Below are 25121 nucleotides of genomic sequence, written 5' to 3'. Positions count from 1 at the left end.
CGGCCGAGCGCCGCCGAATCAGGCAGCCGGGCCGGCCGAGCACCGCCCGACCTGCCGACCGCCGCCCAACCAGGCAGCCGAGCCCCGCCAGGCCGGCCGGGTACCGCCAGGCCGGCCGGGTACCGCCAGGCCGGCCGGGTACCGCCAGGCCGGCCGGGTACCGCCAGGCCGGCCGGGTACCGCCAGGCCGGCCGGGTACCGCCAGGCCGGCCGGGTACCGCCGGGTCAGCCGGTTGCGGCCTTGTGCAGTTCTCGCAGAGCCCGGACCGCCGCCACCGCGTGCTCACGATCCACCGCCTGCACCGCCATGATCGACACGTACTCGTCGTCCGGCAGCTCCAGCCGCGCCCAAGACGCCCCGTCCGGGAAGGACACGTGCAGCACCTCGCCCCACTCGAACCGGTGCGCGGTGATCACGTTCCGCACCTCCACACCGGACTCGTCGGCGCGCACCCGCGGCCGGGTCAACAACAACACCCCGCACGCCAGCAGCACGCCCAACAGGATCATGGCGACCTGGTCGGACGTCCGGAAGATGACACCAGTCGGGGTGTCACCCAGCAGCAGTCCCACGATCGTGAACACCACGACCAGGAACACCGCGCTCGCGATCGCCACCGTGCGGATCTTGCGGGGCCGGAACTCGACGGTCGACACGGTGATCACTTGCCCGCCCGCAGCCCGCGCAGCACCAGGGCCGTGTCCAGCGCGGCCACCACGGCCTCGAAACCCTTGTCCTCCACCGAGTCCTCGAAACCGGCCCGCGCCAGGGCCTGCTCCTCGGTGTTGCACGTCAGCACGCCGTTGCCGACCGGGGTGGAGGTGTCCAGCGCGATCCGGGTCAGGCCCGCCGTCACCGAGTCGCACACGTACTCGAAGTGCGGGGTCCCGCCCCGGATGACCACGCCCAGCGCCACCACGGCGTCGTGCGTGCGGGCCAGTTCCTGCACCACCACCGGCAGCTCGATCGCGCCCGCGACCCGCGCCACCGTAGGAGCGGCGACACCCGCCTGCGATGCCGCCTCCAACGCCCGGGACACCAGCTGCGAGGTGATCTTCTCGTGCCACTTGGTGGCGACCACGGCCAGCGTCAACCCCGCCGCGTCCGGGACCGCCGCCTCCGGCCTGCCCTCGCCGCTCATTCCACACCCTCCGTCGTGCTCACGATCGCGCCACCCTGGCTCAACGCCTCGTACTGCTCGAGCTGGTGCAGCTCGTGCCCCATCCGGTCCCGCTTGGTCCGCAGGTAGTGCAGGTTCTCCGGGTTCGGCGAGATGGGCAGCGGGACGCGGTCGACGACGCGCAGGCCGTAGCCCTCCAGGCCGACCCGCTTGGCCGGGTTGTTGGTCAGCAGGCGCATGGACTTGATGCCCAGCTCGCACAGGATCTGCGCGCCGGTGCCGTAGTCGCGGGCGTCCGCGGGCACGCCCAGCGCCAGGTTCGCGTCCACCGTGTCCGCGCCCCGGTCCTGCAACTGGTAGGCCTGCAACTTGTGCATCAGGCCGATGCCGCGGCCCTCGTGCCCGCGCATGTAGAGCACGACACCCCGGCCCTGCGCGGCCACCGCCTCCAGCGCCGCGTCCAGCTGGGGGCCGCAGTCGCAGCGCAGCGAGCCGAACACGTCACCGGTCAGGCACTCGGAGTGCACGCGGACCAGCACGTCCTCGCCGTCGCCGATCTCGCCGTACACCATGGCGACGTGCTCGATGCCGTCCAGCTTGGAGTCGTAGCCCACGGCGGTGAACACGCCGTGCGCGGTGGGCAGGCGCGCCTCGGCGACCCGCACCACCTGGGTCTCCACCCGGCGGCGGTAGGCGATGAGGTCGGCGATGGTGATCAGCGCCAGGTCGTGGTCGGCGGCGAAGACCTCCAGCTCGTCGCGCCGCGCCATGTCGCCTTCGTCCTTCTGCGACACGATCTCGCACAGCACGCCCGCCGGCGCGAGACCCGCGAGCCGGGCCAGGTCCACGGCGGCCTCGGTGTGGCCGGGGCGGCGCAGCACGCCGCCGTCGCGGGCGCGCAGCGGCACCACGTGGCCGGGGCGGTTGAAGTCCTTGGCCTCGGAGGTCGGGTCGGCCAGCAGCCGGATCGTGCGGGCCCGGTCGGCGGCGGAGATGCCGGTCGACACGCCCTCGCGCGCGTCCACGGTGACCGTGTACGCGGTGCCGCGCTGGTCCTGGTTGGTGTGGTACATCGGCGGCAGGTCCAGCCGGGCGCAGTCGGTCTCGGTCAGCGCCACGCACACGTACCCGGAGGTGTAGCGGACCATGAAGGCGAGCAGCTCCGGCGTCGCCTTCTCGGCGGCGAAGATCAGGTCGCCCTCGTTCTCGCGGTCCTCGTCGTCCACGACGACGACCGGCCGGCCTTCGGCGACGTCCCTGATGGCCCGCTCGATGTCGGAGAAGTCCTTCACCGCGCCTCCTCCGCTCCAGTGTCGCGCAGATGGGGCGTCGCGAGCCGCTCGACGTACTTGGCCAGCACGTCGACCTCCAGGTTGACCAGGTCGCCGGGCGCGCGCCGGCCCAGCGTGGTCAGCTCCAGCGTGGTCGGGATGAGGCTGACCGAGAACTGGTCCTCGCTCACCGACACCACGGTCAGCGACACGCCGTCCACGGTGATCGAGCCCTTCTCCACCACGTAGCGGGCGAGGCCGGGCGGCAGTCCGATGTGGACGACCTCCCAGTGCTCGGCCTTCTCCCGCGCCAGGACGGTGCCCGTCCCGTCGACGTGGCCCTGCACGATGTGCCCGCCGATGCGCTGCCCGAGGGCGGCGGCGCGCTCCAGGTTGACCCGGTCGCCCTCGGTGACCTTGGCCAGGCTGCTGCGCCGCAGCGTCTCGCGCATGACGTCGGCGGTGAACGCGCCGTCGACGACGTCCACCACGGTGAGGCACACGCCGTTCACCGCGATCGAGTCGCCGTGCTTGGCGTCGCTGGTCACCACCGGACCCTTGATGGTGACGCGCGCCGCGTCCGGCAGGTCCGCTACGGCGACGACCTCACCCAGTTCCTCGACGATCCCGGTGAACACCGTGTCCTCCTCTAGTGCGCCGGCGTCGGAACTGCGGAGATCCGCACGTCCGGCCCGCACATACTGACCTGCTCCACGACCAATCCCACCGCGTCGGTGACGGTGGACACCCCCGCGTCCCGCAGGGCGGCCGGCCCGTCGCCGAGCAGCTTGGGCGCGACGTAGGCGAGGACCCGGTCGATCCGGCCCGCCCGCGCGAACGCACCCGCCAGCGTAGGGCCGCCCTCCAGGAGCACGTCCACCACGTTCCGCTTGGCCAGCTCGCCCAGGACCACGTCCGGGTCGTGCGTGCGGACGTGCAGGGTCTCGGCCTCGTCGTCGAGGACGCGCGCGTGCGGCGGCAGGTCGCTGGTGCCCACGACCACCCGCAACGGCTGCCGGGTCACCCCTGTTCCCCGGGCGGTCAGCCGCGGGTCGTCGGCGCGGACGGTGCCGGTGCCGACCACGATCGCGTCGATGGTCGTGCGCAGCGCGTGCACCTCGGCGCGGGACTCCGCGGAGGAGATCCACTGGCTGGTGCCGTCGGCGGCGGCGGTGCGGCCGTCGAGGGTGGCGGCGTACTTCCAGGTGACGTGCGGGCGGCCGGTGCGGGCGTAGTGCAGCCAGGCGCGCAGCGGCTCGACGTGCGTGGGCAGGTGCTCGACGGTCACGCCGGCGGCGCGCAGCACGTCCGCTCCCCCGGCGGCCTTCGGGTTCGGGTCGGCGTTGGCGTAGACGACCTTGGCGACACCGGCCTTGACCAGCGCGTCCGTGCACGGTGGGGTGCGGCCGTGGTGGGCGCAGGGTTCGAGCGTGACCACGGCGGTGCCGCCGCGCGCCCGCTCGCCCGCATCGGCCAGGGCCACGACCTCCGCGTGCGGGCCGCCCGGCGGCTGGGTCGCGCCGACGCCGACGAGGGCGCCGGCCGCGTCCAGCACGACCGCGCCGACCGGCGGGTTGGGGCTGGTGGTGCCGTGGACCCGCGCGCTGGCGGCGACGGCCAGCGCCATCGCCTCGGACAGGGTCGGGGTGGTCACCGGGAGCGGGCCGCCAGCGCCCGCAGCTTCGCCATGGCCGCGCCGGGGTCGCTCGCGTCGTAGATCGCCGAGCCCGCGACGAAGCAGTCGACACCGGCCTCGGCGGCCTGCGCGATGGTGTCCTCGTTGATGCCGCCGTCGATCTCCACGACCAGGTTCAGGTGCCCGGTGTCGACCAGGCGGCGCGCGGTGCGGACCTTGTCCAGCACCTCGGCCATGAAACCCTGCCCGCCGAAACCGGGCTCGACCGACATCACCAACAGCGTGTCGTAATGCTTGAGGACGTCGGTGCACGACTCGATCGAGGTGCCCGGCTTGATGGACAGCCCGGCTTTCGCGCCGGCCGCGCGGAGGTCCTTGGCCAGTTGGACGGGGTCGGCGGCGGCCTCGACGTGCACGGTGACGTTGTAGGCGCCCGCCTCGGCGTAGCCGATGGCCCAGCGGTCCGGGTCCTCGATCATCAGGTGGCAGTCCAGCGGGATGTCGGTGGCCTTGAGCAGCGACTTCACCACGGGCAGGCCGAGCGTCAAGTTGGGCACGAAGTGCGCGTCCATGACGTCGACGTGCAGCCAGTCCGCGCCTCGGACGGCCTCGGCCTCCTCGGCGAGGCGGGCGAAGTCGGCGGACAGGATGCTCGGGGCGATCATCGGCTGGTGGACCACGAGGCCTGAGTCTAGGTTCCGCGGCAATGTCCGGACCTATCAGGGAGTCGCATTTCACTCCGCCCGCCGGCTTTCTCGCCGGGCCGCCGGAAATTCCAACTACTCACCCGGGTAGTTCCACCCCGCCGCCGACGGGATTACGTTCGACGGCGGGGAGCGCGACTGGGGAGCACTGGGGATGAAAGCCGAATTCAGCCACAAGATCGCACTGGTGACGGGCGCCTGCACGCCCATGGGCACGGAGGTGGTGGAGTCACTGGCGCGGCAGGGGGCGCTGGTGGCGGCGGTCGACAGCGACGGCCCGCGGCTGGCGGAGTTGGTCGAGCGGTTGCAGCGGGCGGGGGTGCGCATCGCGGGGCGGCAGATCGACGTCCGGTCGAGCGCCGCCGTGGACGCGCTGGTGGACCAGGTGGAACGGGAGTTCGGCCCGATCGACGCGGTGGTGACCGTGGCGGCGGCGTTGCGCCCCGGCCCGGCCCTGTCGATCACCGACGACGACTGGGCGCACAGCTTCGGCGTGAACGCGGACGGGGTTTTTCACGTGTCGCGCGCCGTGGCGACGCGGATGGTGGCCCGCCGACACGGCACGATCATCGTGGTCGCCGCCCACACCGCGACCGTGCCGCGGACCAGCGTGGCGGCTTATGCCGCGTCGCGGGCGGCGGCGATCGCGTACACGGAGTGCCTGGCACTGGAGGTGGCTCCGCGCGGCGTGCACTGCGCGGTCGTGGCACCGGACGACGTGCGGCGGGTGGTGGACGAGGTGAGCTTCCTCCTCTCCGACACCGTCCAACACCCGGCTCAATCCGCCTGACACACACCCGCGTCACCGGCCGACCCCGCGCAGCCCAAGATCAACTGTCGGGGTCCGCCGGTAGCATGGATACCGGGGGCCGTGGCCCGCGCTCGGCCGAAATCGAGCGACAACGCGCGCCAACCAAGCCGCGCTGGCCACAGCGTCAAGCCGCCCCAACCAGGCCGCCAAACCGGGCCGCCACGCCAGGCCGCCACGCCAGGCCGCCACCAGCCGAGCCGCGCCAAGCCGCCGCGCTAGCACCGACCAACAGCCGCGCCGCCAACCCCACGCGCCGCCAACCCCACCGCGCCGCCAACCCCACCGCACCGCCAACCCCACCGCACCGCGGACCACCGCACCGCGGACCACCGCACCGCCGGACCACCGCGGACCCGGCTAGACCTCGGCGTGCTCCTGTTCCCCCGCCAACCGGGCCAACTCCACCCGCGAGCTGATCCCCAGCTTCCGGAAGATCCCCCGCAAGTGGTAGTTCACCGTGTGCGGCGACAGGAAGAGCTGCCGGGCCACCTGCCGGTTGGTCAACCCCGCCCCCACCAGCCGCGCGATGTCCCGTTCCGGCGACGACAGCCGACCCCACTCGTCGCTGCCCTCCGCCTCGTCCGCCACCACCCCGGCCCGCCGCCGCACCCGCGCCGCGTCCCCCGAAGCGCCCATCCGCTCGAAGATCCGCAGCGCCACCTCGGCGTGCTCCCGCGCCCGCTGCTCCTGCCCCGACTCCCCCGACAGCACCGCCAAGTCCTCATGCGCCCACGCCTGCGCCCACGGGTGCCGGTGCTTCCCGGCCGCGGTCTCCAAAAGCTGCTCGTCGCCGTCCAGCAACGCCCGCGCGTGCCCAGCCCCCACCGACACCGCCACACACCCGGGGTTGTTCGCCGCCAGCTCCTCCGCCGCCCCCACGACCACCCCGGCCATCCGGCTGTCCCCCACCACCAGCGCCAACCGCACCAGCCACGCCCCCGCACCGGGCTCCTCGATCAGCATCCGCCGGGCGCTGTCCAGGTCCGCCAACCGCTCCCGCGCCAGCTCCGCCGCCCGCTCCGGACCGCCCTGCGCCTCGGCGACCAGCAACTCCACCCAGTCGTACTGCCCCGAGTGCAGCACCGCCTCCCCCCCGGCGAGGTCACCCCGGTACCGCCGCACGTGCGACGCCGCCCCCTCGACATCCCCCCGGTGCAGCGCCACCACCGCCAGCACGGCCGACGCCAGCGGCACCAACAGCCGCAAGCCCCGGTCGTGCGCCAACGACAGACCCGAGTGCGCGGCCACCTGCGCCTGCACCAGCTTCCCCGCCTGGAACAGCACCCGGGCTCGCCCGATCATGCGGGCCGCGGGGGCACCGGCGGTGACGGCCTCGTCGGTGTCCGGACCGTCGCCGCGCACCAACTTCTCCGCGTCGGCGAACTCGCCCAGCGACGACAGCTTCATCGCGAACGCCACCGCGGCGTGCGACTGCCACCACGCGGTCGGCCGGTCCAACTCCCAGCGCGTCGACTCGCGGCCCCAGTACAGGCCCTCGGCGAGGTTGCCCGCGTTCCACTCCAGGCACGAGTGCACGCACGCCGCCATCACCACGTCCGCGTCGCTGGCCTCCCGGTCCCGCGCCGTCAGCACCGACAGCGCGTGCGCGCCCGCGCGGTTGCCGGTGGCGAAGTACAGCGACAGCAGGCGGCCGGCGGCGGCGAGGCGGCGCAGCGGCTCGGGCGCGGTGGCGACCGACAGCGCGTGCTCCATCTCGGCGACGGCGTCGGCGGGGCGGCCGTCGGCGAGCAGGATGCCGGCGAGCGCGGTGTGCAGTTCGGCGGCGGGGCCGGCGTGCAGGCGCTGGGCGAGGCTGTCGCGGGCCAGGGCGATGGCCGCGCCGAGCCGGCCACCCGCGGCGAGCCGGCGGACGTCGTGCACGGCCGCCGCGCCGCGTTGCTCCTCGGGTGGCGCGGCGGTCGGCGGTTCGCGCAGGTCGGTGCGCAGCAGGTCGGCGTCGTGGCGCAGGGCGTGCAGCACGGACGGCGGGATCGCCTGCACGACCGCCTGCCACCCCAGGTCGGAGGCGAACTCCAGGCGCACGCCCGCGGACACCACCAGCCCGGACGCCAGCACCTCGTCCACGGCGGGCAGCAGCGCGCCGGCCGGGCGCCCGGTCATCGTGGCCACGTCCTTCAGCAGGAACGACCGCCCCAGCACCGCGGCGACCCGCAGCACCTGGGCGGCTTCGCTCGACAGGGCGTCCGCCTGGGCGCGCACCAGTTCGGCGACCCGGCGCGGCAGCCCGGCGCCGGTGAGCCGGGCGACGCCGTCGCGGACGTCGAGCCGGTTCTCCTCGCGCAGCCCGGTGATCAGTTCGACGACCAGCCCGGGGTTGCCGCCGGCGGACGCCACCAGCGCGGCCAGCCCGGGCTCGGGCTCCGCGCCCAGCACGTCCTTGAGCACCTGGGCGACCACGTCGTCCCCCACCGGCTTGAGCGTGAGCACCTCGCCGTACGCGGGCAGGGTGCGGCGCAGGTCGGGACCCGCGTAGGCACCGGTGAGGGCGACCAGCGTGGTCGCGCCGTGGGCGCGCAGGCCGGGCAACGCGGCCAGGACGGCGGCCGGGTCCTCGTGCGCCTGGTCGATGGCGACCAGCGGGTTCGGGCCCGGCGGGAGGTCGCCGAGCGCGCCGGGGTGCACCAGGACGGCGGAGTAGCCGCGGACGCGGGCGGCGTCCACCGCGTCGCGCAGCAGGAGGGACTTGCCGGTGCACGGCGGGCCGTCGATGGCCAGCAGGCCACCGGGCGCGGACAGGAACCGGATAACCGAAGCCCATTCACGATCCCGGCCGTACGAATTCGACACGGGCCAGCCTGCTACGAATCTCGGTTGGCTGTCAATTCACGCCCATTTGTCGAATGCGACGAACGGCGCAACCGCGGCCAGTTCTTCCAGCACCTCTTCCGGGCCTCCGGAGACGACCGCCACACCCGCGTCGCGCAGCACGGCCAGGTGTCCGGAATAGGCGGGATGATGGGATTGGTCTGCGCCAACCTGGGCGAGCACGACCATCGGCGCGCGCCGGCCGAGCGCTTCGCCCAAAACGGTCAGCGCTTGGTTGTCGCCGATGCCGAGTGAAAGTTTCGCGATGGAGTTCAGCGTCGCCGGCGCGAACACGAACGCGTCCGGAACCGGGTGCGGTTTCGGTTCCGTCGGCAGTCGCGAGGTCCAGCGCACCGGCAGGTCGGTCAACGCGGCGAGTTCACCCAGCTGGGGTTCCAGCCACCGCGCGACGGTCGGGGTGAGCGTGATGGCCAACCGCCACCCCTGCCGCGCCAACGGCTCCGCCAACCCCGGCCGCAACCACGTCTCCACCCCGCCGGCCGCCGACGCGACCAGCCCCAGCACCGGTCGGGTCATGCCGGGCGGCGCAGCAGGGCGCAGAACATGGCGTCGGTGCCGTGCATGTGCGGCCACAGCTGCACGTGCGGGCCGTTGCCCAGGTCCGGCACGCCCGGGAAGCACTCGCGGGTGTCCAGGCGCTCCGCGCCGGTGCGCCGCGCCACGTCCGCGACCACGCCGACCGACTCCGACAGGTGCGGCGAGCACACCACGTACGCCACCACGCCACCGGGCCGGACCAGGTCCAACGCGGCGGTCAGCAGTTCGCGCTGCAACCGGGCCAGCGGGGCCACGTCGGACGGCTGCCGCCGCCACCGCGCCTCGGGACGCCGCCGCAGCGCGCCCAACCCGGTGCACGGGGCGTCCACCAGGACCCGGTCGAACCCGCCCTCGGGCAGCCCGGAGTCCCGGCCGTCAGCCACGTGCACGGTGATCGGCAGGTCCCCGGCGGCCTTGCGGATCAGCTCCGCCCGGTGCGGGGCCTTCTCCACCGCGTCCAGGGTCGCGCCCGACAGCGACGCCAGCGCGCCCAGCAGCACGGCCTTGCCGCCCGGTCCCGCGCACAGGTCCAGCCACCGCTCGTCCGAGCCCTCGACCGGCGCCCGGGTCAGCGCCAGGGCGCACAGCTGGCTGCCCTCGTCCTGCACCGACGCCAGCCGCTCGCGCACCGGGTCCAGGTCGCCGGGGTCGCCCGCGCCGGCCTCCAGGTGCACCCCGTACGGCGAGTACGGCGCGACCTCGCCGCCGGTCATCGCGGCCAGTTCGTCGGAGCTGCACTCCCCGGGCCGCGCGGCCAGGTGCACCAGCGGCCGGGCGTCGTCGGCCGCCAACGCCTCCCGCAACGGCTCGCCGCGACTACCCAGCGCTTCCGCGAACGCTTGCGCGATCCACCGCGGGTGCGCGTTGGCCATGGCCAGGTAGCCGATCGGGTCGGCGTCCTCGTCCGGCGCGACCTCCTCGACCCAGGCCGCCTCGTCCTGCTCGGTCACCCGCCGCAGCACGGCGTTGGCGAACCCGGCGGCACCGGAACCCAGCTCGGCGCGCACCAGGTCCACAGTGGACGCGACGGCGGCGTGCGCCGGGATGCGGGTCCGCAGGAGCTGGTAAGCGCCCAACCGCAGGGCGTCCAGCACCGAACCGTCCACTTCGGACAGTGGCCGGTCGGAGCACGCGGTGAGCACCGCGTCCAGCAGCCCCTGCGCCCGCGCGGTCCCGTAGGCCAGTTCGGTGGCCAGGGCGGCGTCGCGGCCGGTGATCCGGCGCTCGCGCAGCAGGCCCGGCAGCACCAGGTTCGCGTAGGCGTCGCGCTGCCGCACGGCACGCAGCGTGTCCAGCGCCGCCTGGCGCGCCGGGTCCTCCACCGGCGGGCGGGACGGGCCGGTGCGGCGGCGCGGCGGGTGCGGCCGGCGGGGCCGGGAGGGACGGGACGACCGCTGTGTCATGAGATCCGCTCCCCGGCCTCGATGCGGACGCCGCGCGCCCAGTCCGTGGCGGGCATCCGCTTCTTGCCCTGCGCCTGCACCTCGGTCAGCATCACGGGCGTGGTGCCGGTGCCGACCAGCACGCGCTTGCGCTCCACCTTCAGCTCACCCGGCGCCAGGCCGTCGAGTTCGACCGGCACGACCGGGCCGAGCTTGAGCCGTTCGCCGCGGAACTCCGCCCACGCGCCCGGGTCCGGGGTGACCGCGCGGGCCACCCGGTCCAGGGCCGCCGCGGGCGCGGCGAAGTCCAGCCGGCCGTCGTCCACGGTGACCTTGGGGGCGTAGCTGACGCCCTCCTCGGACTGCTCGACCGGGCGCAGCGTGCCGTCCTCGATGCCGTCCACAGTGGACACCAGCAGCTTGGCGCCGGACTCCGCGAGCCGGCCCAGCAGGTCGCCCGCCGTGTCGCGCTCGCGCACCCGCTCGGTCACCACCCCGTACACCGGACCCGCGTCCAGCGCCTTGACGATCCGGAACGTCGTCGCCCCGGTGATGTCATCACCGTGCCGCACCGCCGCCTGCACCGGGGCCGCGCCGCGCCAGGCGGGCAGCACCGAGAAGTGCAGGTTGACCCAGCCGTGGGTGGGGATGGCCAGCGCCGACTCGGGCAGCAGCGCGCCGTAGGCCACCACCGGGCACAGGTCGGGCTGGAGCGCCCGCAGCCGGGCGAGGAAGTCGGGGTCGCTCGCCTTGGCCGGCGTCAGCACCTCGATGCCGTGCTCCTCCGCCAGCGCGGCGACCGGCGAGCGCTCGACGCGCCGACCGCGACCGGCGGGGGCGTCCGGGCGGGTGACCACGGCCACCACCTCGTGCCGGGACTCCAGCAGGGCCTTGAGCGACGGCAGCGCCGGCTCGGGCGTGCCCGCGAACACCAGCCGCATCACGCACCACCCCCGAACAGCGGGTGCGGCGACTGCTTGAGCGTGGGCAGCGCGCCGTCGAACCAGGACTGCTGCCGGATCTCGCGCATGGCCTGCTTGCGGGTCTGCTCGTCGAGGCGGTCCAGGAACAACACGCCGTCGAGGTGGTCGGTCTCGTGCTGGATGCACCGCGCCAGCAGCTCCGAACCCTCGACCTCGACCGGCTCGCCGTGCATGTTCCAGCCGCGCGCCACCACGTGCAGGTGCCGCCGGCAGTCCCAGGACATCCCCGGGATGGACAGGCAGCCCTCGGGGCCGTCCTGCATCTCCTCGCCGACGACGTCGAACGTGGGGTTCACCAGGTGTCCCGCGAAGCCGTCGCAGTGGTAGGTGAACACCCGCAGGCCCACGCCGAGCTGCGGCGCCGCCAGCCCCGCGCCCCCGGCGTCGCTCATGGTGTCCCACAGGTCCTTGACCAGCTTGCGCAGCTCCGCGTCGAAGTCGGTGACCTCGACGGCGGGGGTCCGCAGCACCGGGTCGCCGAACAGCCGGATGGGTTGGACGGTCACGCACTCTCCTCGCAACGGGGCAGACGGCCAGTCTAGGAGAGCGCGCGAGGGGTCAGTGCTCCATGCCCCGGCCGAGGAAGATCACACCGACCAGCGCGGCGAGGAAGTGACCCAGGAAACGCGCGGCCGTCAGCAGGCCCGCCGGGACGGTCGCGGTCCTGGTCTGCGCGGGTGTCATGGTGATGGTGGTCATGTCGCCTCCCCTGGTCTCGTCGGTACCACCACGGTGCCTTTCGAGCCCATGCGCGCGCGTCCGCTCGGAGTAGCCGATCGGGCTCATCATCTGGGATGAGTCGGGTGCAACATCGATGACCGGTGCGGCTACTCAGGTGCATGAGGGGTGCCACGACCCGGGGGCGTGGGTGGAGGTGCGGGACCGGACGTTCGCCGGGGTGGTCAGCGGACTGCCGTCGCTGGACCCGCGGGTGCTGTCGGGAGTGCAAGCGAGGGCATACGCGGCCGACGGGACCGTGTTGCAGACCGGTCCCGTTTCCTAAGCCGGGGGCGGCTGTGGTGAATGGCGCCGCCTCCGGCGTCGCGGCTCGGCCGCCCCGGGGGTCGGCTCGTCACGCCGCGTTTCCCGCCGATCGGAAAGCGTGATCGTCGGAAAAGGCGACGCGACAAGCCGACGGCGGCCTCGCGCGCCTAGCGGGGCCAGACGACGCGGGCCGCGCCGCCGCCGCGGCGGGTCGGTTCGGTGGCGGCGCGCCACCGGCCGTCGGGCAGGCGTTCGACGGCGGTGACCGCGCCGATCTCGCCGGTCGAGGTGAAGCGGTGGCCCAGCGCGGCCAGGGCCTCGTCGTCCTGGGTGGCCAGGAACGCGGCCTCGGCCTGGGTGTTGGTGGCGTTGCGCTGGGACGCGCGGGGCGCCTCGATGGCCTGGCGCAGCGTGAGACCGCGGTCCAGGCGCTGGGTGAGGACGTGGAGGACGGTGGTGATGATGCTCGCGCCGCCCGGCGAGCCCAGGGCCAGCACCGGCTTGCCGTGGTCCAGGACGATCGTCGGCGACATCGAGGACCGCGGGCGCTTGCCCGGGCCGGGCAGGTTCGGGTCCGGGACGCCGGGGGTGACCGGGGTGAAGGAGAAGTCGGTCAGCTCGTTGTTGAGCAGGAACCCGCGGCCGGGGACGACGATGCCGCTGCCGCCCTCCTGCTCGATGGTGAGGGTGTAGGCGGCGACGTTGCCCCACCGGTCGGCGACGGTCAGGTGCGTGGTGTCGGTGCCCTCGTACGGGGTGGGCGCTTCGGTGCCGTCCGTGCCGCAGGGCTTGGGGTTGCGCGGGTCGCCGGGCGCGACCGCGCCGGCCATGGCGGTGGTGGCCGAGATCAGGCACGCGCGGGTGTCGGCGTACTCCTGCGACAGCAGTTCCTTGGTGGGGACGTCGGAGAAGCTGGGGTCGCCCACCCACCGGTTGCGGTCGGCGAAGGAGAGCCGGCTGGCCTCCAGGAACCGGTGCAGGTACTGGGTGCGGGACTCGTCGGCGAGCTTGGTGGTTTCGAGGATGTTCAGCGCCTCGCCGACCGTGGTGCCGCCGGAGGAGGGCGGGGCCATGCCGTAGACGTCCAGGCCGCGGTAGGTGGTGTGGCTGGGTTCGCGCTGCGGGGCGTTGTAGTTGCCCAGGTCGGTCATGGTCATCGCGCCGGGGCGGACGTTCCGGGTCGACGTGGGCTTGACCGGCGGCTGCGTGACCGTCTTGACGACGTCCCGCCCGATGCCGCCCTTGTAGAGCGCGGAGACGCCGTCCTTGCGCAGGGCGCGGTAGGTGTCGGCGAGGTCGGGGTTGCGGAACGTGCTGCCGACCGCCGGGACCGGCAGGAACAGGGCTTCACTGGAGGTGAAGTCGGCGAAGCGGGCGGCGTTCTCGCTGACCTGGCGGTGGAAGGTGGCGTCGACCGTGAAGCCCCGGCGGGCCAGGTCCTCGGCGGGTTTGAGGGCTTTGTCCAGCGAGATCGTCCCCCACCGCTGGAGCGCACGCTGCCACGTCCGGGGCGTACCCGGAACACCCACCGACAGCCCGCTGGTGACCGCTTCGGGGAAGGGAATCGGCTTGCCGTTCTCCACGAACAGGTTCTCGGTGGCGGCGGCCGGCGCGGTCTCCCGCCCGTCGATCGTGGACACCTTGCGGGTCTTGGCGTCGTAGTAGACGAGGAACCCGCCGCCCCCAATCCCGGCGGAGAACGGGTCGGTGACCCCAAGGGCGGCCGCGGTGGCAACGGCGGCGTCGACGGCGTTCCCACCGCGGCGCAGGACGTCGATGCCGATCTGCGAGGCGTCGGGGTCGACGCTGGCAACGACCCCGCCCGCGCCGACGGCTTCGGGTTCGCGGGGTGCTTCGGTGGCTTGGGCGGCGGTGGTGGGGACGGCGAGTGCGGCCACCACGGCGAGGGCGGCGAGGGTGCTGGTCGACCGGAGCATCGTTCCCTTCTACTCCTGAACCGCCACCCGGAGAACCCCCAACACCCACACGCCCCTTCGGCCCCCGCTCCTCGGCAACCCGGAATTGTCATACCCCCGTGGGAGAATGGAAGCGGGGGCCGGAGGCCGGCCGGCACGGCCGGCACAGGCGGCCGACCAGCGGTTCTTCGGGTTCCGGCCTGAACGGCCGCGCTCCTGGTCTTTGCCGCAAGTTCGCACCCCATTGACCGGATGCGGCGACTCCCGGTAGAGCCCGCGCACCGGGTCTCACCGCAGCAACGACGCGGTCGGCGTCCGCGCCATGGCGTCGTCGAGGTTTATCCATGACAGGGGGACACATGTACGAGCAGATCACCGTGCGCACCTTCGGCGGTCCGACCGCGTTGATCGAGGTCGGCGGCCTGCGCCTGCTCACCGACCCGACGTTCGACCCGCCCGGCGACTACTCCGTCGGCGGCACGCGCGTCCTGACCAAGACCGCCCCGACCGCCACCACCCCGGCCGAACTGGGCCACCTCGACGCCGTCCTCCTCTCCCACGACGAGCACCCGGACAACCTCGACCGCGCCGGCCGCGCCCTGCTCGCCGACGTCCCGCTGACCCTCACCACCCCCAGCGGGGCGAAGCGCCTGGGCGGCACCGCGCGCGGACTCGCACCCTGGGAGCACGTCGAACTCCCCCGCCCCGACGGCGGCACCCTGACCATCACGGCGACGCCCGCCCAGCACGGCCCCGACGGGTGCGAGCCGATCACCGGTGAGGTCGTCGGATTCGTCCTGACCGCGCCCGACCTGCCGACGGTCTACGTCAGCGGCGACAACGCCTCGCTCCCGGTCGTGAAAGAGATCGCATCCCGCGTCGGCCCCGTGGACACCGCCGTGCTGTTCGCCGGCGCGGCCCGAACGATCCTGTTCGACGGAGCCCTCCTCACCCTGAACAGCGAGCAGGCAGCCGAGGCCGCACGCTTGCTGGGCGCACGTCGCGTAGTCCCCGTGCACTTCGAAGGCTGGGGCCACTTCACCGAGGGCCGAGACGCGCTGGTCGACGCCTTTTCGTCAGCCGGCGTGGACAACCTCCTCGACCCGACCTTCACCCGAAAGTGATCTTGCGCAATTCGAACACACGTTCGAAACTAGACCCATGACGTCATCACACCCGGCCTACCGTCCCGACAACCACGAGGAGGCACTCTGGTAGACCTCAGCGCATGGCAGGCAAGGCGAGCGCTCGTCGCGGGGAACGCGTACCCGCGTCGACGCTGCCCGTCGCCCGGATCTGTGTGGACGTTCCGCTGCCTCACCTGGACCGTCCGTTCGACTACCAGGTCTCGACCGAACAGGACGCGGACGCGGTGCCCGGCTGCCGGGTGCGGGTGCGGTTCGCGGGTCAGTTGGTCGACGGCTACCTCCTCGAACGCGTGGAGGAGTCGGACTACGGCCGCAAGCTGACGTTCCTGGACCGGGTGATTTCACCGGAGCCGGTGCTGTCGCCGGAGGTGGCGGCCCTGGCGCGGGCGGTGGCGGACCGGTACGCGGGCACGTTGACCGACGTGCTGCGGATGGCGGTGCCACCCCGGCACGCCCGCACCGAGGCCGAGCCGTCCCCGCCGCCGGCACCGCTACCGCCGGCACCAGTACTGCCGGCACCGGGTTCTCAGGCAGCGGGTCCCCAGGCAGCGGGTCCCTGGGCGCAGGCGGCCGAGGGCTGGGCGCGGTACCCGTTCGGGCCGAACCTGCTCGACGCCCTGCGCGCCGGCCGGACGGCGCGCGCGGTGTGGCAGGCGCTGCCCGCCGAGGACTGGCCCGCACGCCTGGCCGAGGCGGCCACGACCGTGGTCAGCACGGGTCGGGGTGCGTTGGTGGTCGTGCCGGACCACCGCGACCTCGCCCGGCTGCACGCGGCGTGCGCGGCGCTGGCCGGTCCCGACGCGGTGGTCACGCTGTCGGCCGACCTGGGACCCGCCGAGCGGTACCGGCGGTGGCTGGCCGTGCGGCGCGGGTCGGTGCGGCTGGTGCTGGGCACGCGCGGAGCGGCCCTGGCGCCGGTGCACGACCTGGGGCTGGTCGTGGTGTGGGACGACGGGGACGACCTGCACGCCGAGCCGCGCATGCCTTACCCGAACGTGCGGGACGTGCTGGTCCAGCGGGCGCACCTGACCGGGGCGTCGCTGCTGGTCGGCGGGTTCGCGCGGACCGCCGAGGCGCAGTTGCTGGTGGACAGCGGCTGGGCGCACGAGGTGGTCGCGGCGCGCGAGACCCTGCGTGCGGTCGCGCCGCGCGTGGCGGCGGTGGGCGACAGCGCGTGGCAGGACGTGAAGGACCCGGCCGCGCGCAGTGCGCGGCTGCCCTCGATCGCGTTCGAGGCGGCGCGGGCGGCGTTCGAGGAGAACGCGCCGGTGCTGATCCAGGTGCCGCGCCGGGGGTACGTGCCGGCGTTGGCGTGCGGGCAGTGCCGGGCGGCGGCGCGGTGCCGTCGGTGCGCGGGTCCGTTGGCGCTGCCGGGTGGCACGGACGACGGCGTGCCGAAGCCCGCGTACTGCCGGTGGTGCGGGGCGACGGAGGCGGCGTTCCGGTGTCCCGCGTGCGGGTCGCGGCGGCTGCGCGGGCAGGTGATCGGCGCGCGCCGGACGGCGGAGGAGTTGGGGCGGGCGTTCAGCAACATCCCCGTGCGCACGTCCGGTGGTGACGAGGTGCTGGCGACCGTGCCGGGTGGCCGTTCACTGGTCGTCGCCACGCCGGGCGCCGAACCGACCGCCGAGGGCGGCTACGGCGCCGTCCTGCTGCTCGACGGCTGGGCCCTCCTCGGCCGCGCCGACCTGCGCGCGACTGAAGAAACCCTCCGCCGTTGGATGACGGCGGCCGCCCTCGCGCGCCCGGCGGGCAGGGTCGTGGTGATCGCCGACTCGAGCCTCCCACCGGTCCAGGCACTGGTCCGGTGGGACCCGGTCTGGCACGCCCGACAGGAACTGGCGGCCCGAACCGAACTGGGCTTCCCCCCGGCCGTGCGCATGGCGACCTTGGACGGCCCTCCAGACGCCCTGGCCACCGCCCTGGAAGACCTCGTCCTCCCTCCCACCGGCGAAGTCCTGGGCCCGGTCCCCCTGTCCGACGACGAGCAGCGCGAACGCGCCCTGGTCCGCGTCTCCAGGGTCCACGGCAAGGCCCTGGCCGAACACCTGGCCACCCTCCAGGCCACCCGCAGCGCCCGCAAGGACCCCACCCCGATCAGAATCAAACTCGACCCCCTCGAAGTCCTCTGACGGAGCCGCCCCGCAGCCACTGTCCTGCTCCCCGGCCGTCCGCGGCAGCCGTCCCGCGGCAGCCGTCCCGCGGCAGCCGTCCCGCGGCAGCCGTCCCGCAGCAGCCCATTCCGCAGCAGCCCATTCCGCGCCATCCCCATCCCGCGGCAGCCCATCCCTCGGCCTGCCGCCCGCGCCCCCACTCGGCCTCAGCGCGCGGTGGCGCGCGCCCGATGCCCGCCCGGCGCACGCCCGGCGCACGCCCGATGCCCGCCCGATGCCCGCCCGGCGCACGCCCGATGCTTGCCCGGCGCGCGCCCGATGCCGCCTGGCGGGTGCGGCTGGCATCTGGGTGTTAGCCGGAGAGGCTTTCGCGGCCGTTTTCGGCGTGGCCGGAGAGGCGGCGGTGGAATGTGTCGGTGCGGATGGTCAGGTCGTACCAACCGTGGCGGAAGGCCGTCAGCCACGGTAGGACCCGGCGCTTGCCGGGGCGCACTGCCACGCGGAACTCGCGGCCGTCGCCCGTCACCTCGAATACCGCGTCCTCGTCGCCCGTGTTCGACAGCGTCACGGTCAGCACGCGGCTGTGGCCGTTCACTGACGACTCGACCGCTACCGCCTCATCCGACACGCCACCGAACTCGCGGCGGAAGCCGTTCGGGCCCAGCACCGTGAACCTGTACTGGGACGTGAAAGGCACGCTGAACTCCGTCGTCCCCGACACGTCGAAGTGCACCGGGTACTCGAACTCCCCGCCGTACGGGTACAGCGCCAAGTGCGCGCTCGACGCCCCGGTGTTCCGCAACACCAACCGCACCGCCCCGTCCACCACCCGCCCGAACGCATCCGGCTGGTACGGCAACGGCCTCGACGGCCGGGTCCCCGGCTCCTGCACGGGCATCCGCTGGTCGAAGGGCGGCGTGGGGCGCCAGCGCGGCGTGGCGGGTGGGACCGGGCCGGGGGCTGCCACTACCGGGCGGGTGCCGCGGCGGGTGAAGTCGAAGGCTGACGTCAGGTCGCCGGAGACGCGGCGGCGCCAGGTGCTGATGTTGGGTTCCGCTACGCCGAGCCACCGCTCCAGGAAGCGGGTGTTGGAGGTGTGGTCGAAGATCTCTGAGCACACGTAGCCGCCTACGGTCCACGGGGACACGACAGTCATCGGGACGCGCGGGCCCAGGCCCAGCGGGCGGTCGCCTACGTATTCGTCGGACTCGGTGACGGGTGGGCGGGGCGGGGGCACGTGGTCGAAGTAGCCGTCGTTTTCGTCGTAGGTGATGAAGAGGGCCGTCGAGTCCCAGACCTCGGGGACGGATGCCAGGGCGTCCAGGACCTGGTAGGTGATTGAGGCGCTGGCGGCGGGTGAGGATGCTCCTGGGTGCTCCGAGTCGACGGCGGAGGGAACCAAGTAAGAGACCGCAGGGAGTCGGCCGGATTCGACTGTGGCGCGGAATTCGGCGCCCAGGGAGCCCGGACGGACTCGGCGCAGGGCTGCGTCGTAGAGGGCGCGGTCCGGTGGCGACAGCAGGGCCACGCCCTCTTCCAGGCGGGCCAGCATCTCGTGTGGGTTGGTGGAGCGGAACACGGCCGCGTAGAAAGAGTCCAGGGACTTGTGGGAGCCGCGCAGCGCCTTCCGTGCCACGTCCTTGAAGCGGGTGAAGAACTCCAGGTTGTTGTCCTGGTAGTTGTCCCATTCCTGGAACACCTTCCACGACACCCCTGCCTCCGAAAGCCGCTCCGGGTACGTGGTCCACGGGTAGCCGGGGTGGGTGTCCTCGGCGTACGCCGCGTTGCTCACCGCCCGCGCGCCGGACGCCTCGAACCCGGTGTACCCGCTCACCCAGTAGTTCCGGTTCGGGCTGGTCGACGTCGGCACCGAGCAGAAGTACGCGTCGCACAACGTGAACGTGTCCGCCAGCTCGTAGTGGAACGGCAGGTCCAACCGGTCGTAGTACGCCATGGTCGCCGCCGTCTTGGCGGGCACCCAGTTGTCGTGCCACCCGCCGCGCAGCGCCCGGTGTCCGCCGTCCCAGCTGTGGTCCAGGTCGCCGATGTACTGCACGTCCTTCGACCCGCGCGCCTCCCGCACCGAGAACGGCAGCACCCCGGACTGGTCGAACACGCCGTCCAGGGCGTTCTGGTCGGAGAACCCGCGCACGCCCCGCAGCGAGCCGTAGTAGTGGTCGAAAGATCGATTTTCTTGCATGAGCAGGACGACGTGCTTGATCGCCGACAGTCCCCCGCGCCGCGGCTCCCGCGCCAACGCCTCGTGCACCGACGGCGGCAGCAGGGAACCCGCGGCGCCCAGTCCGGCGGCGGTGAGCAGAGTGCGACGCGATACCGACATGGCCAAGACTTCTATCGGCCGCAGATGAACCTCAGGGGTTCTTGCGCACGAGGCCGGTGAAACCCGCGACGAACAGCGTGGCGAAGGCCCACGCGAGCAGCTGCAACACCCACGTCGACACCACCACGAACGTGCCCAGCCCGGAGGAAGTCGGGATCTGGCACTTCACGCCCTCGGGCTTGGCCAGCGGCGTCACCGCGTTGAGGGCGTGACCGATCTGGTCGACGGTCGAGCACGAACGCACGAGTCCTGCGGGACCGGCAACGCCGGCGACCAGGAGCACGGCCGTCAGGAGGGTGCCCAACAACCAGACCAGGGCCATCGCCGGGCGGTAGCCGTAGCCGACGGTCGCCCCGGTCACGCGGTGCCACAACCGGCCCCAGCGGGTCAGCCGGCCGCGCCGCAGCAGGTCGCGTTGCTGGGCCACGCGGATGCGGCGCACGTCGCGTTCGTGGCCCGCCGCCTGGTGGGCGGCGGCGAGCTGGAGGTAAGGCTGGCTGGCGAACGACGTGGTCCGCGTGGCCAGCATGTCCAGCCACTCGTCCACCGTGGCGTCACGGGGCACGCCCGCGTAGGTCAGGCCGTCCAGTTCGATCGCGCCGACCAGCGAAGATGGGTTGAACAGGATCTCCATGCCGGCCCGGACCTGCTTCACGTCCAAGGCCAGCGCACCGCGCAGCGTGGCCCCGCGCAGCACGAGCTGGCCGCCCAGCCGCGCCCCGCGGATGCGCACGGCGGCGTGCCGGTCGGAGGTGGTGACGGCCTCGAAGCCCTCGCCGAACAAGACCCGTTCGTCGACCTGCATGTCCACGCCGACCAGCGCCGAGTCGTTCGCCCGCAGGCGCGCGCCCCGGCAGTACAGGGTGCCGCCGATGCGGGCGCCGTCCAACCCCACGGTGCCCACGGTGCGGACGTCGGTGAGGAACAGTTGGCTGCCCGTGTGCAGCTTGGGGGCGTGCACCGCGTACTCGACGCCCTCGAAGGACGACCCGCGCAGGCTGACGTGCGCTCCCACCTCCGCCTCGGCCAGGTCCAGCGCCCACCCGTCCGAGCTAGCCAGCCGAGCGTTCTGGAGCAGCAGGTAGTGGTCGAGCTTGAGCCACGGCGCGGACACGGCGGGCGCGACCAGGCCGCTGAGGTCCACCGACGCGAACCGGGACCGGTCCAGCAGGACCGGCTCCGAGGTGACGCAGTCGCGCAGCACCAGCGGGCGGGACACGCGCACGTCGGACAGGTCGAGCTGCCCGGAGATGCGCGCGCCGCTGATCCGGAGACCGCGTTGATCGAGGTCGTCGGTCAACAGGTCCCGGATCAGCGACGCGGGTACTTCCTGGTCGGTCAGGTCCACGGCCGCGCCGCGGACCAGCCGGTCCGCTAAACCGTCACGCACCCGCGGCCGCGCGCAGGGCGTCGGCGCGGTCGGTGCTCTCCCACGGCAGGTCGACGTCGGTGCGGCCGAAGTGGCCGTACGCGGCGGTCGGCGCGTAGATCGGGCGCAGCAGGTCCAGGTCGCGGATGATCGCGGCCGGGCGCAGGTCGAAGACCTCGCTGATGGCCTGCTGGATCTTGGTCGGGTCGACGGTCTCGGTGCCGAAGGTCTCCACGAACAGGCCCACCGGCGCGGCCTTGCCGATCGCGTACGCGACCTGCACCTCGATGCGGGTCGCGAGACCGGCGGCGACGGCGTTCTTGGCCACCCAGCGCATCGCGTACGCGGCGGACCGGTCCACCTTCGACGGGTCCTTGCCGGAGAACGCGCCACCGCCGTGGCGGGCCATGCCGCCGTAGGTGTCGACGATGATCTTGCGGCCGGTCAGGCCGGCGTCGCCCATCGGGCCGCCGATGACGAAGCGGCCGGTCGGGTTCACCAGCAGGCGGACGTTGGAGGTGTCCAGGCCCAGCTCGGCGATCTCCGGCGCCACCACGTGCTCGCGCACGTCGACGCCGAGCAGCTTCTCCAGGTCGATGCCGTCGGCGTGCTGCGTGGACACGACCACGGTGTCCAGGCGCACCGGCTGGTCGCCCGCGTACTCGATGGTGACCTGGGTCTTGCCGTCGGGCCGCAGGTAGGGGACGGTGCCGTCCTTGCGCACGGCGGTCAGCCGCCGGGACAGGCGGTGCGCCAGCGCGATCGGCAGCGGCATCAGCTCCGGCGTGTCGGTGCACGCGTAGCCGAACATCAGGCCCTGGTCGCCCGCGCCCTGCTTGTCGATCTCGTCGCCGGCGCCCTCGACCCGCTCCTCGTAGGCGGTGTCCACGCCCTGCGCGATGTCCGGGGACTGCGAGCCGATGGCCACGTTCACGCCGCAGGAACGACCGTCGAAGCCCTTGGCCGACGAGTCGTAGCCGATCTCCAGGATCTTCTCCCGGACGATCGACGGGATGTCCGCGTAGGTCTCCGTGGTGACCTCGCCCGCCACGTGCACCTGGCCGGTGGTGATCAGGGTCTCCACGGCCACCCGCGAGCGGGGGTCCTTGGCCAGCAACGCGTCCAGGATCGAGTCGCTGATCGCGTCGCAGATCTTGTCCGGGTGCCCCTCGGTCACCGACTCACTGGTGAACAGCCTGCTGCTGTGCTGGCTCACGGCACTCCCTATCTGGTTTCCATGCGGTCTTCGAAGCTTATCGGGCCGGTCGGCCCGGACGGTCATCGTCGGGCGGAAGGGGCGACGGCGTCCCACAGTGCGGACGCCAGGCGCGCTTTCGACCCGTGCGGGATCGGGGTCTCGGCGCCGTCGGCCGACAGCAGCCACCCCGCGTTGTCCTCGACCTCGAACGCGCGGCCGTCGCCGACGGCGTTGACGACGAGCCAGTCGCAGCCCTTGCGCTTGAGCTTGGCGCGACCGTACTCGAGGACGTCGGACTCGCCGTCGCCGGTCTCGGCGGCGAACCCCACCACGACCTGCCCGTCCCGGCGGGCGGCGACCAGCTCGGCCAGGATGTCGGCGTTGCGGGTCAGGGCCACCGGGTCGGGGTCGCGGTCGGTCTTCTTGATCTTGTGCTCGGCGCTTTCCACCGGCCGGAAGTCGGCCACGGCGGCGGCCATCACGACCACGTCGGCGTCCTTCGCCACGAAGTGCATCGCGTCGCGCAGCTCGGCGGCGGTGCCCACGCGCTCCAGCTCGACGCCGGCCGGGGTGGCCAGGTCGGCGGTGTGCGCGGCGACCAGCGTCACGCGCGCGCCGCGCTGGGCGGCGACCCGGGCCAGCGCGTAGCCCTGGCGGCCCGACGACCGGTTGCCCAGGAAACGCACCGGGTCCAACGGCTCACGCGTGCCACCCGCGGAAATGGCGACGTGGACGCCTTCGAGGTCGCGGGGCAGCGCGTCGGGGCGCTCCAGCAGCAGCCGGGCCAGCTCGACGATCTCGCTCGGCTCGGGCAACCGGCCCTTGCCGGTGTCCTTGCCGGTCAGCCGCCCGCTGGCGGGTTCGGCGACGATCACCCCGCGGGACCGCAGCAGCGCCACGTTGGCCTGAGTCGCCGGGTGCTCCCACATCTCGGTGTGCATCGCCGGGACCAGCAGGACCGGGCAGCGCGCGGTCAGCAGGGTGTTGGTGAGCAGGTCGTCGGCCAGCCCTTGAGCGGCCTTCGCGAGCAGGTTCGCCGTGGCCGGGGCGACGACCACCAGGTCGGCCTCCTGGCCCAGCTTGACGTGCTGCACCGACGGTACGTCGGAGAACACGTCGGCGTGCACGGGCTGCCCGGACAGCGCCTCGAACGTGGCCGCGCCGACGAATTTCAGCGCGCCGTCCGTGGGCACGACGCGCACGGAGTGCCCGGACTCGGTGAGCCGGCGCAGCACCTCGCACGCCTTGTACGCGGCGATGCCCCCACCCACCCCGAGCACGACCCGGGGCTTGGTGGAGGCAGCTGCGTCCTGCCCGCCAGCGGAACTCCCGGTCACTCGCCCTCGGTGTGCTCGAGGAGACCCGCGTGGATCTCCCGGAGCGCGATCGACAGCGGCTTCTCGCGCGGGCCCGGCTCGACCAGCGGGCCGACGTACTCCAGCAGGCCCTCGCCGAGCTGCGCGTAGTAGTCGTTGATCTGGCGCGCCCGCTTGGCCGCGTAGATCACCAGCGCGTACTTCGAGCTGACCTGCTCGAGCAGGTCGTCGATCGGCGGGTTGGTGATGCCCTCCGGAGAACCCGACAGCGGGCCCAGCTCGGTGTGCGTGGTCACTCGTCAACGCTCCTGCGGTTGGTTGTGCAAAGCGGGTGGCGTCCTGCAGCCGCCGCGGACGCGCGCCATCACGCGTCGGGCGCTGGGCCGACCACCAAGTGTAGCAAGCGGGTCGCGGCCGACTTCACGTCGTCGTTCACCACGACCTCGTCGAACTCCGGTTCGGCCGCCAGCTCCTCGCGGGCGATCTCCAGCCGGCGCGCCACCACGGCGGGGTCCTCGGTGCCGCGGCCGGTCAGCCGCCCCACCAGGTCCTCCCAGGACGGGGGCGCGAGCATCACCAGCTGGGCCTCCGGCATGGCCGCCCGGACCTGGCGCGCGCCCTGGAGCTCGATCTCCAGCAGCGACGGTCGCCCGGACGCCAGCGCGGCCACGACGGGCGCGCGGGGCGTGCCGTAGCAGTTGCCCGCGAACTCGGCGTGCTCCAGCAGCTCGCCGTTCTGGACCATCTCGTCGAACTCGGCCCGGTCCACGAAGCGGTAGTGGACGCCGTCGACCTCGCCCGGCCTCGGCTTCCGGGTGGTCACCGAGACGCTGAAGTGCACATCGGGCCCCAGGCGCCGCAGCTCGGCCAGCACGCTGGACTTGCCGACGCCCGACGGCCCGCTCAGGACGGTGAGGCGGGGCCGGGCGCGCACGCCCGACCCCGCCCCGGTGCCATCAGTCACTCGCCGCTGAACTCGGTGAGCAGCGCCTTGCGCTGCCGCTCGCCGAGGCCGCGCAGCCGACGGCTCGGAGCGATCTCAAGCCGCTCCATGATCTGCTGCGCGCGAACCTTGCCGACGCCCGGAAGGGCCTCGAGCAGCGCGGACACCTTCATCTTGCCAAGGACCTCGTCGCTCTCGGCGGCCTTCAGCACGTCCGTCAGGGTCGTGCCGCCACGCTTGAGGCGCTCCTTGAGCTCAGCCCGAGCGCGACGAGCGGCAGCAGCCTTCTCCAGCGCTGCGGCCCGCTGCTCCTCGGTAAGCTGGGGAAGGGCCACGATTTCCTCCGTGGTGTGGGAATTTCAATTCTGGATCGGTGCCGCGACCGTACTCCAAGCGCAATTGCCTGGGCGCAAGGTGGTCCCAGTCAGGTGAAACTTTTCCAGCGCCTGGTTGCCGCGGCGGGTGGTAGTAGTACCAACACCCTCCGACGCCTCCGCCAC

The 25121-nt window shown here is 73.2% G+C and carries 24 protein-coding genes; 4 read left to right on the top strand and 20 right to left on the bottom strand.

Annotated elements, in window-relative coordinates; genetic code table 11:
• Positions 1-225 precede the first annotated feature (225 nt).
• Genes RIN75_RS27095 through rpe form a run of 6 tightly spaced genes read right to left on the bottom strand, consistent with a single transcriptional unit; the run spans position 226 to position 4693 of the window.
• Complete coding sequence (locus tag RIN75_RS27095) at positions 226-663, bottom strand: PH domain-containing protein (protein ID WP_309114864.1); 438 nt, start codon at positions 661-663, stop codon at positions 226-228.
• Positions 663-1142, bottom strand: a complete 480-nt coding sequence (gene ribH, locus RIN75_RS27090; protein ID WP_309114850.1) for a 6,7-dimethyl-8-ribityllumazine synthase — start codon at positions 1140-1142, stop codon at positions 663-665. Before ribH ends, RIN75_RS27095 begins: the two co-directional genes overlap by 1 nt.
• Positions 1139-2413, bottom strand: coding sequence for a bifunctional 3,4-dihydroxy-2-butanone-4-phosphate synthase/GTP cyclohydrolase II (locus RIN75_RS27085; RefSeq protein WP_309114849.1), 1275 nt, complete (start codon positions 2411-2413; stop codon positions 1139-1141). The genes ribH and RIN75_RS27085 overlap by 4 nt, the downstream gene beginning before the upstream one ends.
• Entirely contained in the window at positions 2410-3030 is a 621-nt protein-coding gene (locus RIN75_RS27080) for a riboflavin synthase (RefSeq protein WP_309114848.1), read from the bottom strand. Before RIN75_RS27080 ends, RIN75_RS27085 begins: the two co-directional genes overlap by 4 nt.
• An 11-nt stretch (positions 3031-3041) precedes the next feature.
• Entirely contained in the window at positions 3042-4019 is a 978-nt protein-coding gene (gene ribD, locus RIN75_RS27075) for a bifunctional diaminohydroxyphosphoribosylaminopyrimidine deaminase/5-amino-6-(5-phosphoribosylamino)uracil reductase RibD (RefSeq protein WP_309114863.1), read from the bottom strand.
• 23 nt (positions 4020-4042) lie between these two features.
• Positions 4043-4693, bottom strand: coding sequence for a ribulose-phosphate 3-epimerase (gene rpe, locus RIN75_RS27070; protein WP_309114862.1), 651 nt, complete (start codon positions 4691-4693; stop codon positions 4043-4045).
• 193 nt (positions 4694-4886) lie between these two features.
• Between rpe and RIN75_RS27065 the strand changes: the two genes are divergently transcribed.
• Complete coding sequence (locus RIN75_RS27065; RefSeq protein ID WP_309114847.1) at positions 4887-5522, top strand: SDR family NAD(P)-dependent oxidoreductase; 636 nt, start codon at positions 4887-4889, stop codon at positions 5520-5522.
• 378 nt (positions 5523-5900) lie between these two features.
• On the opposite strand, the gene RIN75_RS27060 is transcribed toward RIN75_RS27065, so the two are convergent.
• From RIN75_RS27060 to RIN75_RS27035, 6 genes are read right to left on the bottom strand one after another with little or no spacing between them, the layout of a single operon-like run.
• Entirely contained in the window at positions 5901-8351 is a 2451-nt protein-coding gene (locus tag RIN75_RS27060) for a LuxR C-terminal-related transcriptional regulator (RefSeq protein ID WP_309114846.1), read from the bottom strand.
• A gap of 36 nt (positions 8352-8387) precedes the next feature.
• Positions 8388-8906, bottom strand: coding sequence for a flavoprotein (locus tag RIN75_RS27055; protein ID WP_309114845.1), 519 nt, complete (start codon positions 8904-8906; stop codon positions 8388-8390).
• The gene (locus tag RIN75_RS27050; RefSeq protein WP_309114844.1) at positions 8903-10330 is read right to left on the bottom strand and encodes an RsmB/NOP family class I SAM-dependent RNA methyltransferase; all 1428 of its coding nucleotides are present in this window, start codon (positions 10328-10330) and stop codon (positions 8903-8905) included. The genes RIN75_RS27055 and RIN75_RS27050 overlap by 4 nt, the downstream gene beginning before the upstream one ends.
• The gene (fmt, locus tag RIN75_RS27045; RefSeq protein ID WP_309114843.1) at positions 10327-11250 is read right to left on the bottom strand and encodes a methionyl-tRNA formyltransferase; all 924 of its coding nucleotides are present in this window, start codon (positions 11248-11250) and stop codon (positions 10327-10329) included. The genes RIN75_RS27050 and fmt overlap by 4 nt, the downstream gene beginning before the upstream one ends.
• Entirely contained in the window at positions 11250-11798 is a 549-nt protein-coding gene (gene def, locus RIN75_RS27040) for a peptide deformylase (protein ID WP_309114842.1), read from the bottom strand. Before def ends, fmt begins: the two co-directional genes overlap by 1 nt.
• Before the next feature lie 52 nt (positions 11799-11850).
• Positions 11851-11991, bottom strand: coding sequence for a hypothetical protein (locus RIN75_RS27035; protein ID WP_309114841.1), 141 nt, complete (start codon positions 11989-11991; stop codon positions 11851-11853).
• 115 nt (positions 11992-12106) lie between these two features.
• Between RIN75_RS27035 and RIN75_RS27030 the strand changes: the two genes are divergently transcribed.
• Complete coding sequence (locus RIN75_RS27030) at positions 12107-12295, top strand: hypothetical protein (protein WP_309114840.1); 189 nt, start codon at positions 12107-12109, stop codon at positions 12293-12295.
• 148 nt (positions 12296-12443) lie between these two features.
• On the opposite strand, the gene ggt is transcribed toward RIN75_RS27030, so the two are convergent.
• A complete protein-coding gene (gene ggt, locus RIN75_RS27025; RefSeq protein WP_309114839.1) occupies positions 12444-14213 on the bottom strand; it encodes a gamma-glutamyltransferase in 1770 nt (589 codons plus the stop codon).
• A 323-nt stretch (positions 14214-14536) separates the two neighbouring features.
• Between ggt and RIN75_RS27020 the strand changes: the two genes are divergently transcribed.
• Together RIN75_RS27020 and RIN75_RS27015 are read left to right on the top strand one after the other, a co-directional pair.
• Complete coding sequence (locus RIN75_RS27020; protein ID WP_309114838.1) at positions 14537-15316, top strand: MBL fold metallo-hydrolase; 780 nt, start codon at positions 14537-14539, stop codon at positions 15314-15316.
• A 104-nt stretch (positions 15317-15420) separates the two neighbouring features.
• Entirely contained in the window at positions 15421-17472 is a 2052-nt protein-coding gene (locus tag RIN75_RS27015; protein WP_309114837.1) for a primosomal protein N', read from the top strand.
• Positions 17473-17806: 334 nt separating this feature from the next.
• Here the strand turns inward: RIN75_RS27015 and RIN75_RS27010 are convergent, their stop codons facing one another.
• The 7 genes from RIN75_RS27010 to mihF all read right to left on the bottom strand — a co-directional run bounded on the left by RIN75_RS27010 (position 17807) and on the right by mihF (position 24956).
• Positions 17807-19795 carry a phosphocholine-specific phospholipase C gene (locus RIN75_RS27010; RefSeq protein WP_309114836.1) on the bottom strand — a complete coding sequence of 663 codons (1989 nt, stop codon included), beginning with the start codon at positions 19793-19795 and terminating at the stop codon, positions 17807-17809.
• Between the two features lie 31 nt (positions 19796-19826).
• Positions 19827-21185, bottom strand: a complete 1359-nt coding sequence (locus RIN75_RS27005; protein ID WP_309114835.1) for a hypothetical protein — start codon at positions 21183-21185, stop codon at positions 19827-19829.
• Entirely contained in the window at positions 21178-22380 is a 1203-nt protein-coding gene (gene metK / locus RIN75_RS27000) for a methionine adenosyltransferase (protein ID WP_309114834.1), read from the bottom strand. Before metK ends, RIN75_RS27005 begins: the two co-directional genes overlap by 8 nt.
• A 62-nt stretch (positions 22381-22442) precedes the next feature.
• A complete protein-coding gene (gene coaBC / locus RIN75_RS26995; RefSeq protein ID WP_309114833.1) occupies positions 22443-23699 on the bottom strand; it encodes a bifunctional phosphopantothenoylcysteine decarboxylase/phosphopantothenate--cysteine ligase CoaBC in 1257 nt (418 codons plus the stop codon).
• On the bottom strand, positions 23696-23974 hold the full coding sequence (gene rpoZ, locus RIN75_RS26990) for a DNA-directed RNA polymerase subunit omega (RefSeq protein ID WP_015103666.1): 279 nt from the start codon (positions 23972-23974) through the stop codon (positions 23696-23698). Before rpoZ ends, coaBC begins: the two co-directional genes overlap by 4 nt.
• A 68-nt stretch (positions 23975-24042) precedes the next feature.
• Positions 24043-24642, bottom strand: a complete 600-nt coding sequence (gene gmk / locus RIN75_RS26985) for a guanylate kinase (RefSeq protein WP_309114832.1) — start codon at positions 24640-24642, stop codon at positions 24043-24045.
• Complete coding sequence (mihF, locus tag RIN75_RS26980; protein ID WP_033427832.1) at positions 24639-24956, bottom strand: integration host factor, actinobacterial type; 318 nt, start codon at positions 24954-24956, stop codon at positions 24639-24641. Before mihF ends, gmk begins: the two co-directional genes overlap by 4 nt.
• Positions 24957-25121 lie beyond the last annotated feature (165 nt).

This window comes from Saccharothrix sp., from assembly GCF_031180885.1.
GTDB lineage: Bacteria > Actinomycetota > Actinomycetes > Mycobacteriales > Pseudonocardiaceae > Actinosynnema.
The sequence above is the reverse complement of the archived record's forward strand: the minus strand, read 5'-3'. Positions and strand labels throughout refer to the sequence as shown.

Bases quoted from the DNA above. Each gene is read 5' to 3' on its own strand.
- ribH (WP_309114850.1), bottom strand. From the start codon at position 1,142: ATGAGCGGCGAGGGCAGGCCGGAGGCGGCGGTCCCGGACGCGGCGGGG.
- ribD (WP_309114863.1), bottom strand. From the start codon at position 4,019: ATGGCGCTGGCCGTCGCCGCCAGCGCGCGGGTCCACGGCACCACCAGC.
- rpe (WP_309114862.1), bottom strand. From the start codon at position 4,693: ATGATCGCCCCGAGCATCCTGTCCGCCGACTTCGCCCGCCTCGCCGAG.
- RIN75_RS27065 (WP_309114847.1), top strand. From the start codon at position 4,887: ATGAAAGCCGAATTCAGCCACAAGATCGCACTGGTGACGGGCGCCTGC.
- RIN75_RS27055 (WP_309114845.1), bottom strand. From the start codon at position 8,906: ATGACCCGACCGGTGCTGGGGCTGGTCGCGTCGGCGGCCGGCGGGGTG.
- RIN75_RS27050 (WP_309114844.1), bottom strand. From the start codon at position 10,330: ATGACACAGCGGTCGTCCCGTCCCTCCCGGCCCCGCCGGCCGCACCCG.
- fmt (WP_309114843.1), bottom strand. From the start codon at position 11,250: ATGCGGCTGGTGTTCGCGGGCACGCCCGAGCCGGCGCTGCCGTCGCTC.
- RIN75_RS27035 (WP_309114841.1), bottom strand. From the start codon at position 11,991: ATGACCACCATCACCATGACACCCGCGCAGACCAGGACCGCGACCGTC.
- RIN75_RS27030 (WP_309114840.1), top strand. From the start codon at position 12,107: ATGACCGGTGCGGCTACTCAGGTGCATGAGGGGTGCCACGACCCGGGG.
- ggt (WP_309114839.1), bottom strand. From the start codon at position 14,213: ATGCTCCGGTCGACCAGCACCCTCGCCGCCCTCGCCGTGGTGGCCGCA.
- RIN75_RS27020 (WP_309114838.1), top strand. From the start codon at position 14,537: ATGACAGGGGGACACATGTACGAGCAGATCACCGTGCGCACCTTCGGC.
- RIN75_RS27015 (WP_309114837.1), top strand. From the start codon at position 15,421: ATGGCAGGCAAGGCGAGCGCTCGTCGCGGGGAACGCGTACCCGCGTCG.
- RIN75_RS27010 (WP_309114836.1), bottom strand. From the start codon at position 19,795: ATGTCGGTATCGCGTCGCACTCTGCTCACCGCCGCCGGACTGGGCGCC.